Source organism: Burkholderia sp. USMB20 (assembly GCF_000949135.2).
In the GTDB taxonomy this organism is placed as follows: Bacteria; Pseudomonadota; Gammaproteobacteria; order Burkholderiales; family Burkholderiaceae; genus Burkholderia.
This window is the reverse complement of sequence record NZ_JTAN02000019.1, coordinates 541,451-555,891: the sequence shown is the minus strand read 5'-3', so window position 1 is coordinate 555,891 and position 14,441 is coordinate 541,451. Positions and strand designations below refer to the sequence as shown.

General features: G+C 69.0%; 11 protein-coding genes, 1 tRNA gene, 1 pseudogene and 1 riboswitch. Of the genes and pseudogenes, 1 reads left to right on the top strand and 12 read right to left on the bottom strand.

From position 1 onward, the window contains the following. Positions 1-32: 32 nt before the first annotated feature. The 4 genes from PL79_RS27075 to pepN all read right to left on the bottom strand — a co-directional run bounded on the left by PL79_RS27075 (position 33) and on the right by pepN (position 5,312). Positions 33-842, bottom strand: coding sequence for a helix-turn-helix transcriptional regulator (locus PL79_RS27075; RefSeq protein WP_044848547.1), 810 nt, complete (start codon positions 840-842; stop codon positions 33-35). A gap of 186 nt (positions 843-1,028) precedes the next feature. Continuing rightward, positions 1,029-1,104, bottom strand: a tRNA-Thr gene (locus PL79_RS27070). A 206-nt stretch (positions 1,105-1,310) separates the two neighbouring features. Beyond that, entirely contained in the window at positions 1,311-2,330 is a 1,020-nt protein-coding gene (locus PL79_RS27065; protein ID WP_044848548.1) for a class 1 fructose-bisphosphatase, read from the bottom strand. Positions 2,331-2,618: 288 nt separating this feature from the next. Beyond that, the gene (gene pepN, locus PL79_RS27060) at positions 2,619-5,312 is read right to left on the bottom strand and encodes an aminopeptidase N (protein ID WP_044848549.1); all 2,694 of its coding nucleotides are present in this window, start codon (positions 5,310-5,312) and stop codon (positions 2,619-2,621) included. 186 nt (positions 5,313-5,498) lie between these two features. Here pepN and PL79_RS27055 point away from each other — a divergent pair. Then, positions 5,499-6,199, top strand: a pseudogene (locus tag PL79_RS27055) (DUF4136 domain-containing protein). A 52-nt stretch (positions 6,200-6,251) separates the two neighbouring features. Here PL79_RS27055 and PL79_RS27050 read toward each other — a convergent pair. The 8 genes from PL79_RS27050 to PL79_RS27010 all read right to left on the bottom strand — a co-directional run bounded on the left by PL79_RS27050 (position 6,252) and on the right by PL79_RS27010 (position 14,292). Continuing rightward, positions 6,252-6,824, bottom strand: a complete 573-nt coding sequence (locus PL79_RS27050) for a TMEM165/GDT1 family protein (protein WP_044848551.1) — start codon at positions 6,822-6,824, stop codon at positions 6,252-6,254. 78 nt (positions 6,825-6,902) lie between these two features. Further along, a riboswitch (yybP-ykoY riboswitch) is annotated at positions 6,903-7,040 on the bottom strand. A gap of 94 nt (positions 7,041-7,134) precedes the next feature. Beyond that, the gene (gene guaD, locus PL79_RS27040; protein WP_044848552.1) at positions 7,135-8,451 is read right to left on the bottom strand and encodes a guanine deaminase; all 1,317 of its coding nucleotides are present in this window, start codon (positions 8,449-8,451) and stop codon (positions 7,135-7,137) included. Continuing rightward, complete coding sequence (locus PL79_RS27035) at positions 8,448-8,768, bottom strand: hypothetical protein (protein ID WP_235879339.1); 321 nt, start codon at positions 8,766-8,768, stop codon at positions 8,448-8,450. Before PL79_RS27035 ends, guaD begins: the two co-directional genes overlap by 4 nt. Before the next feature lie 133 nt (positions 8,769-8,901). Beyond that, entirely contained in the window at positions 8,902-9,927 is a 1,026-nt protein-coding gene (locus tag PL79_RS27030) for an adenosine deaminase (RefSeq protein ID WP_044849230.1), read from the bottom strand. An 18-nt stretch (positions 9,928-9,945) separates the two neighbouring features. Next, positions 9,946-10,950 carry a xanthine dehydrogenase accessory protein XdhC gene (gene xdhC, locus PL79_RS27025; RefSeq protein ID WP_044849229.1) on the bottom strand — a complete coding sequence of 335 codons (1,005 nt, stop codon included), beginning with the start codon at positions 10,948-10,950 and terminating at the stop codon, positions 9,946-9,948. 615 nt (positions 10,951-11,565) lie between these two features. Next, positions 11,566-12,078 (bottom strand): disulfide bond formation protein B, encoded by a 513-nt coding sequence (locus PL79_RS27020; protein WP_044849228.1) that lies wholly within the window; start codon positions 12,076-12,078, stop codon positions 11,566-11,568. 149 nt (positions 12,079-12,227) lie between these two features. After that, a complete protein-coding gene (locus PL79_RS27015; RefSeq protein WP_044849227.1) occupies positions 12,228-13,604 on the bottom strand; it encodes an amidase in 1,377 nt (458 codons plus the stop codon). Positions 13,605-13,611: 7 nt separating this feature from the next. Then, complete coding sequence (locus tag PL79_RS27010; RefSeq protein ID WP_044849232.1) at positions 13,612-14,292, bottom strand: GntR family transcriptional regulator; 681 nt, start codon at positions 14,290-14,292, stop codon at positions 13,612-13,614. Between the last annotated feature and the right edge of the window lie 149 nt (positions 14,293-14,441).

Genomic DNA, 14,441 nt, shown 5'->3' with positions numbered 1-14,441 from the left:
ACCCCGACGCGTTCAGGATCGGCAGGCGACGTTCAGGGTTGCAGGCACAGCGCGAACAGCTGGCGCTGGCTCGAGATGCCGAGGCGCCGGTACGCGCGCTTCTGATAGGTGACGACACTCGAAGCCTTCACGCCGATCGTCTCGCCGATCTCCTGCGCGGTCTGGCCTTCGAGCACGCCGCGCAGCACGTCGAGCTCGCGCTTGGACAGTGTCGGGCATGCGCCGCGCAGCCGCGCGAGCATCTGTTGCGGGATGCCGATCTGCGCCGAGCCCGCGAGCGCATAGTGATGCTGCGCGGCCTGCGCGATCAGCGGTGCGAGCGTTTCGATGGCCGTGATCTCGCGCGGCTGGAACGTGCCGCTGCGGTGCGCGCGATACAGATTGATCGACAGCCAGGTCGAGTCGTTCGGCTGCATCAGCAACGCGAGGCGATCGGAGACGTCGGGGCCGCGGTAGCAGGCCGTGCGATACGCGTCGTGGCCGATCTCGGCGCCGGCCTGCTGATGCAGCAGCACGTCGCGGCGCTGCGTGCGGCGACCGGCGGCCGAGACGATTCGCTGGTTGCCGTCGAGCGCATAGAAATGGCGCGCGTAGGTGTCGGCAACGTCGCGCAGGTAGCGGCCGCCGCGATGATCGGCGACCGAGACGGTGCGCGGCCGGTTGCCGAACTCGTACGCGAAGATCGTGCACTGCGTGACGGCCAGCGCATCGTCGAACAGCTTCAGGATTTCCGCGGCGAACGCGTTCGGCTCGCTGCCGCCGATCGCGGCGACGAGACCGGTCGCACGGGACACGTCCAGTTGTCCGCCGAGGTTCGGTCGCTCGAGACGCCAGGTGCGCATGATGCTGGGAAGGGGCCGGTGGTCCGGCGATTGTAATCGGCGGCGCGCGGCGCGGGAGTCGGGGGATGCCCGCAAGCGGAAATGATGGCGCACGACTTCGCGTATCGGAAATCGTGGCCGGGATCGGAATTGCGGCCGGAAAAGAGAAAAGGCCTGACAAGCGATGCTTGTCAGGCCTTTATATCTTGGTGCCGGAGATAGGAGTCGAACCTACGACCTTCGCATTACGAATGCGCTGCTCTACCAACTGAGCTACACCGGCAGCAGAGAAATGAAATTATATGGTCAAATCCGAGATCTTGGCAATAGGTTTTGCGAAATTTTTTTCAGCTTGCTGCTGCTTCGCGAAACCCTCGATCCGGCGGACTTCCCGCTTTCACTTCACTGCGATGCAGCCTGTCAGGGCCACATCGCGAAGGCGCGATTGTACTGACCTCTCGCACCTCCGTCTAGTGCTGCAGTGCAAATTTATTTGCCTTCGCCTTCCTTGTGATAGCCGGTCACGCGCTCGACTTCGTTCTTCGAACCGAGGAACACCGGCACGCGCTGGTGCAGGCCGGTCGGCTGCACTTCCATGATGCGCTGCGTGCCCGTCGTCGCGGCGCCGCCCGCCTGTTCGACGATGAACGACATCGGGTTCGCTTCGTACATCAGGCGCAGCTTGCCCGGACGATCGGGCGTGCGCTTGTCGGCCGGGTACATGAAGATGCCGCCGCGGTTCAGGATCCGGTGCACGTCGGCCACCATCGACGCGATCCAGCGCATGTTGAAGTTGTCGCCGCGCGGGCCTTCCTTGCCGGCGTTCAGTTCGTTGACGTAGCGCTGGACCGGTTCGTACCAGTGGCGTGCGTTCGATGCGTTGATCGCGTATTCGCGCGTATCGGCCGGGATCTGCATGTTGCTTTGCGTGAGCACCCACGAGCCGACTTCGCGGTCGAGCGTGAAGCAGTTCACGCCGTTGCCGGTCGTCAGTACGAACACGGTTTGCGGGCCGTACACCGCGTAGCCGGCCGCGACCTGCTCCGTGCCCGGCTGCAGGAACGATTCCTCGGTGGCCAGCTTGCCGTCCGGGCAGCGCAGTACCGAGAAGATCGTGCCGATCGACACGTTCACGTCGATGTTCGACGAGCCGTCGAGCGGGTCGAACACGAGCAGGTATTCGCCGCGCGGGTAGTTCGCCGGGATCGGGAAGAACGTTTCCATTTCCTCCGATGCCATCGCGGCGAGGTTGCCGCCCCATTCGTTCGCGTCGAGCAGGATCTCGTTCGACAGGATGTCGAGCTTCTTCTGCACTTCGCCCTGGACGTTCTCGCTGCCGGCGGTGCCGAGTGCATCGCCGAGCGCGCCCTTCGACACGTTGTAGCTGATCGCCTTGCACGCGCGGGCGACGACTTCGATCAGCAGGCGGAGGTCGGCGGGGAGGTTGTTGGTCTCACGCTGCTGCTCGATCAGGAACTTGGACAGCGTGGTGCGGCGGGCAATGGACATGACAGACTCCGAGAGGCCAAAGAATCCTTGAATTGCCGCAATTTTACCCGGCGCGCCTCCCGAGCCGCCGCCTTTTTTCGTCCGGTTACATGGTCGGCCGCGCGGTTCGGCCGGGCTCCGGCGTGCACGGCGCGGCGGATCGGCCGGGCAGCGGCGGTAAAACCGGGGGGCCGAACGCGCGGTCCGGCTCGGATCCCGCCAACCTTCAGACGACAAAAAAGCCGGCGCCGCAACGGGGCGGCGCCGGCTTCGTCGCGCTCGCGCGCGCGGCGAGTCGCGTGCGTGACGTTACGCGAGCGCCTTCTCGACGATCTCGCGCACGTCGCGCGATTTGGCACCGGCCGCGACCTGCTCGAGCGCTTCGCGCATCCGGTCGCGCAGCGCCGGCGTAAAGCGGCGCCACAGTTCGAGCGAGCGGGCGAGGCGCGCGGCGACCTGCGGGTTGATCGCGTCGAGCGCGAGCACCTGTTCGGCCCAGAACGCGTAGCCCGAGCCGTCCGCCGCGTGGAATTGCGCCGGGTTCGCCGCGCAGAAGCTGAAGATCAGCGAGCGCGCGCGGTTCGGGTTCTTCAGGTTGAACGCGGGGTGGGCCATCAGCGTGCGGACCTTCGCGAGCGTCGGCTGGGCCGGCGTGCCGCGCTGCGCGGCCTGCATCGCGAACCACTTGTCGATCACGAGCGCTTCCCTTTCGAAGCGGCGGTAGAAGTCGTCGAGCGCGCGCGCGGCCGCGTCGTTCGCACCGGCCGCCGCGGCGGACAGCAGCGCGCCGAGCGCGGCGGCGCGATCGGTCATGTTGTTCGCCGCGTCGTACTGCGCGGTCGCGATGCGCACGGCGTCGGCCGGATCCTCGAGTTCGGCGAGATACGCGAGCGCGAGGTTCTTCAGCGCGCGGCGGCCGGAGGCTTCAGGCGTCGGCTCGTACGCGCCCGGCGTCTGGTGCTGCTCGTACGCGGCGAGCCACTCGGCGTGCAGCGCGGTCGCGAGCTGGCGGCGCACGAACTGGCGGGCGCGATGCACGGCGGCCGGATCGGCTTCCGCCATCTGGTCGGCCAGATAGGTTTCCGACGGCAGCGTCAGTGCGAGCTCGCGGAACGCGGGCGACAGGTTTTCATCGGTCAGCACGCGGCGGAACGCGGCGACGAAATTCGCGCCGAGCGTGAGCGGTTCGTTCGCGGCGGCGCGCGCGGCGAGCGTCAGCAGCGCGCGTGTCGCGAGGCGCTGGCCGGCTTCCCAGCGGTTGAACGGGTCGCTGTCGTGCGCGAGCAGGAACGCGAGGTCGTCGTCGCCGTAGTCGTATTCGACGATCACCGGCGCGGAGAAATTGCGCAGCAGCGACGGCAGCGGCTCCGCCGGCACGTCGACGAACGTGAAGGTCTGCTCGGTGTCGGTGAAGTCGAGCACGCGCGTCGTGCCCGATGCGGCGGCTTCGCCGTCGAGGCGCAACGGCAGGTCGCGGCCGTCGCGGCCGATCAGGCCGATCGCGAACGGAATCAGCAGCGGCCCTTGCTGCGTCTCGCGCGCGGCCGGCGACGCGTCGCCGTAGCCCTGCGCGAGCGTGACCGTGTAGCGGCGTGCAGCCGCGTCGTACGCGGTGCGCACCGACACGCGCGGCGTGCCGGCCTGGCTGTACCAGCGCTCGAATTGCGCGAGGTCGCGCCCGTTCGCGTCGGCCATCGCGTGACGGAAGTCGTCGCACGTCACCGCTTGACCGTCGTGGCGCTGGAAGTACAGGTCCATCCCCTTGCGGAAGCCGTCGCGGCCGAACAGCGTCTGGTACATCCGCACGACTTCCGAGCCTTTCTCGTAGACGGTCATCGTGTAGAAGTTGTTGATCTCGACGTAGCTTTCCGGACGCACCGGATGCGCCATCGGGCCCGCATCCTCGGCGAACTGCAGCTGGCGCAGCACGCGCACGTCCTCGATGCGCTTGACCGCGCGGGCCGCCGACTCGACGTCGTCGCCCGCGGCCATGTCGGCCGAGAACTCCTGGTCGCGGAACACGGTCAGCCCTTCCTTCAGGCTCAGCTGGAACCAGTCGCGGCAGGTCACGCGGTTGCCGGTCCAGTTGTGGAAGTACTCGTGGCCGACCACCGATTCGATGTTCGCGAAGTCGGTGTCGGTCGCGGTCTCGGGGTTCGCCAGCACGTACTTCGTATTGAAGATGTTGAGCCCCTTGTTTTCCATCGCGCCCATGTTGAAGTCGCCGACCGCGACGATCATGAAGCGGTCGAGATCGAGCTCGAGGCCGAAGCGCTTTTCATCCCAGCGGATCGAATGGATCAGCGAATCCATCGCGTGACGGGTCTTGTCGAGATCGGCCGGTTCGACCCACACCTGCAGCAGCTTCTCCTTGCCGGAGCCGGACGTGATCTTCTCCTCGATCGCGACGAGCTTGCCCGCGACCAGCGCGAACAGGTAGCTCGGCTTGCGGAACGGATCCTCCCATTTCGCGAAGTGGCGGCCGTCGGCCAGCTCGCCTGAGTCGACGAGATTGCCGTTCGACAGCAGCACCGGGTACGCGGTCTTGTCGGCGCGCAGCGTGACGGTGTACGACGCCATCACGTCGGGGCGGTCGAGGAAGTAGGTGATGCGGCGAAAGCCTTCGGCCTCGCACTGCGTGAAGAAGTTGCCGCTCGACACGTACAGCCCGGACAGCGTCGTGTTCTGGTCCGGCGCGCACGCGCTGTCGAGCGTAAGCTCGAACGCATCGGGCACGTTTTCGACGGTCAGCCCGTGGTCGTGCGCGCGCACCGGACCATACGGCGCGCCGTCGAGCCGTGCGCCGAGGAATTCGAGCGCCTCGCCCATCAGCTCCAGATGCGGGGTGGGCGCCGCGTCCGGATTGCGGCGCACGCGCATCGTGTTCCTGACGATCGTGCGGGCCGGCGCGAGATCGAATTCGAGTGCGACGGAATCGATGAGGAAGGCCGGCGGCGTGTAGTCGGCGCGGCGGATCACGGTGGAGGAGGCGTTGTCGGACATGGTCGTCGAGATCGGTGGAGTGGGGATCGGGCCCGCAGCACGGGCCGGCTGAACCGGGCCATTGTACAAAGGCTTGCGGCCGCGTGCCGCGCGAACTTTTTACCGGTTCCGGCGGTCCGCGTATTATCGGCATCCCGTGCGGTTCGCGCGGTGCGACGAACGGGTGACGGATCGACGAGGATCGACATGAAACATGAATGGATTCAACGCGGTGCGGGCTGGGCGGCGGTGCTGTGCGTGGCGCTGCTGACGGGCTGCACCAGCTACGTGACGACACAGGTCACGGCCTTCTCCGACTGGAGCGGCAGCGACGCGACGCGCACTTACGCCTTCACGCGCAGCGACGCGCAGAAGCACAGCATCGAGCAGTCGACCTACGAGCCGATCGTCGCGAACGAACTGTCCGCGTATGCGTTCCGCCAGGTGCCGGCCGCGCAGGCACGCTATCTGGTCGGGCTGGCCTACGGGGTCGGCAGCGATCTGGTGACGGTGCCGCAGCCGGTCTACTACGACCCGTGGTTCATGGGGCCGGGGCCGTACTGGCGGGGCGGGCCGTGGGGCCCGTGGGGGCCCTGGGGGCCGATGCCGGCCGGCTACGTCGCGCAGACCTACCAGGTGTTCGACTACACGCTGGGCATCCGGATCACCGAGCGCGCGACCGGCAAGGAGGTCTATAACGTGACTGCGCGCACCACGGGCGACAACGGCGCGCTGCTGAATGCGATGCGTTTCTCGCGCGCAGCGCGCTCGCCGATTTCCCGTTGTCGAACGGGCGCGATCCGCACGGTGCGGCTGCCGGTCGACAAGCGCGGCGGGCCGGCCGCGCCGGCCGCCAGCGAGCGCGCGTGCCGGCGGCGCCGGCATCGGGTGCGGCGGTCGCGAAGTAACGCGGTATCGACAGCGGCGCGGCCGCCCGGCCGCGCCACTTGCCTGTGTGCGTCAGACGCCGACGCCCAGCAGCGCCAGCGCCCCCAGCACGACGAACAGCACGGCCGCGATGCCGTGCACCAGCTTGGTCGGCAGGCGGTGCGCGAAACGGTCGCCCAGCAGGATCGCGGGCACGTTCGCCAGCATCATCCCGAAGGTCGTGCCGGCCACCACGCCGATGTAATCCTGGAAGCGCGCGGCGAGCGCGACGGTCGCGATCTGCGTCTTGTCGCCCATTTCCGCGAGGAAGAACGCGACGAGCGTCGCGCCGAACACGCCGAGCCGCGAGCGGTTCGCATTGGCTTCGTCCGCATCGAGCTTGTCCGGCACGAGGATCCACAAGCCCATCGCGATGAACGAGAACGCGAGCGCCCAGCGCATGATCGACGGCGTGACGAGAATGCCGAGCCATTCGCCGAGCGCACCGGCGAAGCCGTGGTTCACGACCGTCGCAACCAGCACGCCGAGAATGATCGGCACGGGCTTGCGATAGCGCGCGGCCAGCACGAGGGACAGCAGTTGGGTCTTGTCGCCGATTTCAGCGAGGGCGACGGCGCCGGTGGAGATCAGGAATGCTTGGGACACGTACGGGGTTCCACGGGCCGATGTTGTGCGTGCGAGCGACGATCCGCCGCGCGCCGGGCCCTGATGCGGCGCGCAGTGAACCATCGGTCTCGCCAGGCCTTGGTGGCTGCGCCCGCCATGGCCGAACGGCCAAGTCTGTTGACGGACGCCTCCGTCACGATGCGCGCCGGGGGCGCGGGACATCGAGCGGAGCGGCTACTCCCCAATGAGCGGCGAATTCTAGCACGGCGCGTGCCGCGCGCGGCGAATTCGACGGCGCCGGCATGCGCCGCAGCGCATGCCGGCGCAGGGTGGGGCCCAGGTGCGCCGGTTACGCGGCGGCGCGGCGTGCGGCACCGCGCTCGTGCACGAGCCGGCCGGCCGCGTACGTGCGGTACACGGCGCGGTCGTCGCCGAGCAGCGCGAATGCGAACAGCAGTTCCTCGAGCGACTCCGCGCGCTTCGTGCGGCGTGCGAGCAGCGGCGTGGCCTGCGGGTCGAGCACGACGAAGTCGGCTTCGGTGCGCGGCGCGAGCGTGCCGACCGTGTCGGCGAGATCGAGCGCCTGCGCGGCGCCGGCCGTCGCGAGCCAGAACATCCGCGTCGCGCTCAGGTGGTGGCCCGACAGCCGCGCCACCTTGTGCGCCTCGTTCATCGTCTGCAGCATCGAGAACGACGTGCCGCCGCCGACGTCGGTGGCGAGCGTGACGGGCACGTCGTATTCGCCGGCCTTGTCGAAGTCGAACAGCCCGCTGCCGAGGAAGAAGTTCGACGTCGGGCAGTGCGCAACGACGGTGCGCGTCTCGGCCATCCGGCGACGGTCCTCGTCGTCGAGATGGATGCAGTGGCCGTACACCGCGCGCGGGCGCAGCAGCCCGTAACGATCGTAGATGTCGAGATAGCTGCGGTGGCCCGGGAACAGCTCGGCCGCCCATTTCACTTCGTCGACGTTTTCCGCGACGTGGCTCTGCACGAACACGTCCGGATGGCGGCGTGCGAGTTCGCTGCACGCCTCGAGCTGCGCCTCGGTGGAGGTCGGCGCGAAGCGCGGCGTGAGCGCGTACATCTGACGGCCCTTGCCGTGCCAGCGGCCGATCAGCTCGGCGCTGTCGTCGTAGCCCGACTGCGCGGTGTCGCGCAGGAACTCGGGGCAGTTGCGATCCATCAGCACCTTGCCCGCGATCATCCGCAGGTCGCGTGCATCGCTCGCCGCGAACAGCGCGTCGGCCGACTGCTTGTGCACGGTGCAGTAGACGAGCGCGCTCGTCGTGCCGCACGCGAGCAATTCGTCGACGAAGAAGTCGGCGACTTCGCGCGCATGTTCCGGATCGCCGAACTGGCGCTCGGTCGGGAACGTGTACTTGTCGAGCCACGGCAGCAGGCCGGGGGCCGGCGACGCGATCATGTCCGTCTGCGGATAGTGGATGTGCGTATCGATGAAGCCGGGCACGATCAGCTTGTCGCGCAGGTCGTGGACGACCGCGTCGCGCGCGAGCGTCGCGGCCAGCCGTGCATGCGGGCCGGCTGCGACGACCTTGCCGTCGTCGACGATCAGGAGGCCGTCGGTCTCGTGGTTCGCGGCCTGGCTCGACTGCGCCGGGTCGCCGTTGAAGGTCAGCAGCTGGGAACGGAAAGCGGTTTGCGTCATGACGAAGGGTCCTGCATCAAGGTAAGGCGAACAGAAGAAAACGGTCGGTGCCGCGCGGGCGACGACGCGGCGGGGGCGGCCCGGGCGCGCGCGATGCGCGAGCCGCGCAGGCGGCGCCGCGCGCGTGCGATCGCGCACGCAACCGCGGCGGCCGTGGCCGCGATGGCCCGACGTACAGCGGACAGCGCCGCAATCGCGATGGCGATCGCGATCACGGCGACCGGCTCGCCGGCGAGCAGCATCGCGAGCCGCGACAGTCGTTGCACGACGCGCAGCGGCGGGCTTCGGCGCGCGACGACGCACAACACCGTCGCCACGCGTACGACGGACGCGATGCCGGCCAGCGTGCCGGCGCACGCAGGCGGCGGTGCGGCACGACGCCGGGCCGGTCGTCGCGAAGCGGATGTCGTTGCGGTGTTTCATCTGTCTAGCGAACCTCGATGCCGGCCGTCACGCGGCCTGCCAGTACGAATCGAGACGCGCGATCAGCGCATCGCGCTGCGCGGCGTCGACGAACGACGCCTCGAAGCCGTTGCGAATCACCGCGTGCACTTCGGCATCGGTCAGCTGCAGCCCGTCGACCGTCGCGAAGTAGTTGTCGTTGACGTAGCCGCCGAAATAGGCCGGATCGTCGGAGTTGATCGTCACCGCGACGCCGCGATCGAGCAGCGCCTTCAGCGTGTGCTTCGCCATGTCGTCGAACACGCACAGCTTCAGGTTCGACAGCGGACATACGGTCAGCGCCGTGCGCGTGCGCGCGAGGCGTTCGACGAGCGCCGCATCCTCGATGCTGCGCACGCCGTGGTCGATCCGGTCGACCTTCAGAACGTCGAGCGCTTCGTAGATATAGGCGGGCGGGCCTTCCTCGCCCGCATGCGCGACGAGCTTCAGCCCGAGCGCGCGCGCCTTCTCGAACACGCGCGCGAACTTCGTCGGCGGATGGCCGAGTTCGGACGAGTCGAGCCCGACGCCGATCAGCCGATGGCGATAGCGTTCGAACAGCGGCAGCGCGGCGTCGAACGTCGCGAGCGCATCTTCTTCCGGCAGGTGGCGCAGGAAACACAGGATCAGCTTGCTCGACAGCCCGCGCTGCTCGGCATCGGCGAGCGCGCGGTCGATGCCGGCCACCACCGTCTCGATCGGCACGCCGCGTTCGGTGTGCGTCTGCGGGTCGAAGAACAGCTCGGTGTGGACGACGTTGTCGGCGAGCGCGCGTTCGCAGTACGCGGCCGTCATGTCGTAGAAATCCTGCTCGGTCAGCAGCACGCTCGCGCCGGCGTAATAGATGTCGAGGAACGACTGCAGGTCGGTGAACGCGTATGCGGCACGCAGTGCGTCGATCGATTCGTACGCGAGCTTCACGCCGTTGCGCTGCGCGAGCGCGAAAATCAGTTCGGGCTCGAGCGAGCCTTCGATATGGATGTGCAGCTCCGCTTTCGGAGCGCGGGCGATCTTGTCCTTGAATGTCGGGGTCATGGCGTTGTTCTTGGTCGGTCAGAATGTTGGGGAAGCCTGCACGGGTGCGTTCGCCTCGACGGCCTGCAGCAACTGCGCGGCCACCGAGATCGCGATCACTTCGGGTGCCTTGTCGATGATGCCTTCGACGCCGATCGGGCAGCGCATCCGCGCGACCTGGGCCGGGTCGATGCCGATCGCCGCCAGCCGATGATCGAACTGCGCGCGCTTGGTTTGCGAGCCGGTCATCCCGAAGTATGCATAGTCGCCGCGCCGCAGGATGCGCTCGGCCAGCGTGAAATCGAGTGCGTGGTCGTGCGTCATCACGACGAAGTACGCGTGCGGCGGCGCCGTGTCGACGGCATCGGCCGGGCTGGCAAGCGCGTCGATCGCGAGGTTGCCGATCCCGGCGAGTGCCTCGGCCTGCGGGAACACCGCATCGGGGCCGTCGATCCAGCGCACGTGGCACGGCAGCGTCGCCAGCACCTTCACGAGCGCGGTGCCGATGTGCCCGGCGCCGAACAGCATGACGGGGAACGCATACGGCGCGATCGTTTCGGTCATCAACGCTACACCGCCGGTTTCCCACAGCAGGCAATCGGCACGCGCGGCCGGCGATTCGGGCTCGCTCAGCAGCGGCGCGCCCGGCGAGGGGCCGAATGATACGCTACGCACGGTCGCGGCGCCGGCCGCGACGCGCTTCGCGAGCGACATGATCCAGCCGAGGTCGCCGACGTCGAGCCGCTCGAACGCGAGCACGACCGCGCCCCCGCAGCACTGGCCGAGGCTCGGGCCGAGCGCGAGCCGTTCGAGCCGGCGCGCGTGGGGCACGTGCGCGCCGTCCTTCAGCAGGTGCCGCGCGATCTCGATCGCCTTCCATTCCAGATGACCGCCGCCGATCGTATGGCGGGCCGTGTCGCGCGTGACGAGCATCTTGGTGCCGGCCTCGCGCGGCGCGGAGCCGTCGGTATGCGCGACCGTCACGAGCACGGCCGCTTCGCCGTGTGCGAGCAGTTGCTGCAGATCGCCGAGCCAGGCTTCCATCAGCACGCTCCGTTCCGGACGATTCGGCACGACGCGCGGCGCGGGCTGGCGGGCGCGGCGGTAACGAGGACGGACGGGAGCGAGGCGGGCCGGCCGCACGACGGGTTCAGTGCGGTGGCCGTGCGCCGAAGGCGCGCGCGAACGACGCCGCGCAACGTGCGGACGCCATGAGGGTGACGGATGCGGATGGTTTGCGTTGTCATGATGAATCCAGTCGACATTGCGGATCGGGCGCGCGTTACGCAGGAGGTGAGACCGCCTGGCCTCGCGCACGTAGATCGCCATCCAGTCGTGAAGATAGCACCGCAAGGCGGCGGGAACATTGCCGGGCGGTGATCCGGGCTATCAGACGGCGATCATGTCGATCATAGGCCCGCCGCGCGGGATCGGGGCGCCGACGCGCGGGCGTCGGGCCGAAACGCATGCGTGGCGGGGCGTGCGCGCGGATGTCGCGCGACGCGCGTTCGCCCGTGAATCGGGACGGCGGCGGGGATAGGTGTTTACGCGCGGCCGGCAGGGTGCGGCCGCATCGGGGTCGCGCCGGTGTCGTGGGCCGAGCCGGACGAAGCGGCCACGTGGCCTCGACCGGTCGGCCGGTTCGCGCGGCGCGGCCGGTCAGCCCGCCAGCTTGCGGCGATGGCGCCAGAGGCTCGAGGCGACGGCAATCAGGATCACGACGAAGCCGATCAGCGCCCAGCCGGGCAGCAGGATCCCGAAGATCGGCGGGTAGACCGTCTCGCACAGGCCGGCAACCTTGAACATGCCGGGGAACCACTGGGCGGGCGGCAGGCTGTCGACGATCGGCTGCAGCGTGTCGAAGCCGCAGCTGAAGCCCGGATTCATCTGGATCGACAGATGCCGCGCGGCGGTGCCGACGCCGCCGGCCGCGGCGATCGCGATCAGCAGCTCGAGCACCCAGATGCCGCGCCAGTTGCGCATCCCCGCGGCCAGGAACGCGAAGATCCCGATCGCCGCGAAGAAGTAGCGCTGGATGATGCACAGCGGGCACGGATCTTCGTTCTTCACGTACTGCAGATACAGTGCGCCGGCCAGCAGGGCGATGCACACCCAGCCGAGCAGCATCAGCAGGCGGCGTTCACGGCGGAGTGCGAGCGTGGAGTCGTTCATGTCGGCGGGATTCCTGTCGTTGGTCGGTCCGATAAACAATCGCGCGATTTTAGCGCGAACGATCTGGCACGAAACTGACAGCGCGCGTGCGGCACCCGGCCGCCGTCGCTTCGTCCGGACCATAGCCCGCCGTCATGCCGCGCGGGCGGTCACCGGATCGTGTTCAGCACGGCCTCGACCGCCTGGCCGATCGCGAGCAGCGCGTCGTCGCGATGCGGCGCGGCCGCGAGCATCAGGCCGACCGGCGCCGCGTCGCGCGGATGGCACGGCAGCGACAGCGCGCACGAGTCGAGGAAGTTGAAGGCGCTCGGATTGCGCAGGATCAGCGCATTGGTGCGCGTGAACGCGGCGTCGTCCGCTTCGAGTTCGGCGATGCGCGGCGGCACGACCGGCACCGTCGGCGCGACGAGTGCGTCGAAGCGCGACCAGACGGTGTGTGCCGCTTCTTCCAGCATCGCGTGGCGGGCGGCGAGCAGGTCGAGATAGTCGGCCGCGCTCGCCGGCTCGCCCTTCAGGATGCGCGACAGCACGCGCGGGTCGTATTGGTCGCGGTGCTGCGCGAGCAGCGGGCGATGCCACGCGTACGCCTCGATCGGCGAGAAGCCGAAGCGGTTGATGTCCGGCAGCCGGTCGAGCGCGGAGAAGCGCACTTCCGTGACGATCGCGCCCGCGGCTTCGAGGTGCTTCAGCGATGCGTCGAGCGCGGCGGCGACGTCGGCGTCGACGCCGTCGGTCACGTAATTGGTCAGCACGCCGAGCCGCACGCCTTCGAGCGGCCGCGCGGCCGGCACGTGCGGTTCGAGGCCCGCGAGCATCCGGTCGACGAGTGCGCAGCAGGCAACCGTCAGGCCGATCGGGCCGAACGAGTCGAGCGTGGTCGACAGCGGCACGCCGCCTTGCGTCGGGATCCGGCTCGCGGTCGGCTTGAAGCCGGTCAGCCCGCACAGGGCGGCCGGAATGCGGATCGAGCCGCCGGTGTCGGTGCCGAGCGCGACGGCGGCCATCCCGTCGGCGACGGACGCGGCCGCGCCCGACGACGAGCCGCCGGAAATCCGTGCATCGCCCGGCACGTCGCGGTGGTACGGCGAGCGCGGATTGCCGAAGTGCGGATTCAGCCCGAGCCCCGAGAACGCGAACTCGCTCATGTTGGTGCGGCCGACCAGCACCGCGCCCGCGCGCTTGAGCCGCGCGACGGCGACCGCGTCGGCCTTGGCGGGCGGCGCCCCGTCGAGCACGCGCGAACCGGCGCGCGTCACCTGGCCCGCGACGTCGAACAGATCCTTCACCGATACGGGGATGCCCGCGAGCGGCGACAGCACGGTGCCCGCGGCACGCAGGCGGTCGTGCGCGTCGGCGGCCGCGCGCGCGTTGTCGGCGTCGACTTCGGTGAAGACGGCGGCACCCTGGCCGGCCGGATCGGCGATCCGGTCGAGCGCGACGTCGACGAGCGCGCGGCTCGTGGTCCGGCCGGCGGCGAGGTCGGCGGCGAGCTGGGCGAGCGGAGGGAAGGGCGTGAAGGTGGTCATGGGCGGCTCAGGGGCGAAGGTGTTGGACAAGGGTGGCGCGAAACGAATCGATGTGGCGTTCGACGGCCGTGCGTGCGCCGGCGGCGTCGCGCGCGGACAGCCGCTCGAACAGTTCGCGGTGTTCGTGCTGGACGTCGGACAGGTGATGCGGCTCGGACAGCGTGACGAACCAGAAGCGCAGCGAGCGTTCGTGCAGCGCGCGCAGGATTTCCGCGAGCACCGTGTTGCGTGCCGCCGCGGCGATCGTCTGATGAAACGCGCGGTCGAGCTCCATCATGCCCTCGACGTCGTGCGAGTCGACGCAGGCCTGGCCGTCGTCGAGCAGCGCGGCCATGCGCGCGAGATCGTCGGGCGTTGCGTGGCGGGCGGCGAGTTCGACGCAATGCGCTTCGTTGATGCGGCGCACGTCGATCACCGCGGCGATGTCGTCGAGCGACAGCGGTTGCACCATCAGCCCCTTGCGCGGCATCACGGACAGCAGCCCTTCGAGCACCAGCCGGTGGACGGCCTGATGGACGGGCGTGCGGCCGATGCCGGTGCGGGCCACGAGGTCGGCTTCGTTGAGCGCGGCGCCCGGCTTCAGGCGCATCGTGATGATGTCGCGCTGGATCAGCGCGTACGCGCGGTCGGCGAGGCTGACCGCCGATGCGGCGGGCCGGTCGTGGAGGGCGTCGGTCAGGGCGTTCATGCAGGCGGGGGCGCGGTGGCCGGACAGGGTGCGGTCATGCGCGGGCGGATCGGGCAACGTGGACGATCCGTGAATATTATTGTGATATATCACTGATGTCCAGCTTGCCCGGACGACCGTCGATACCGTCGAATGGAGGCCGGTGGCAC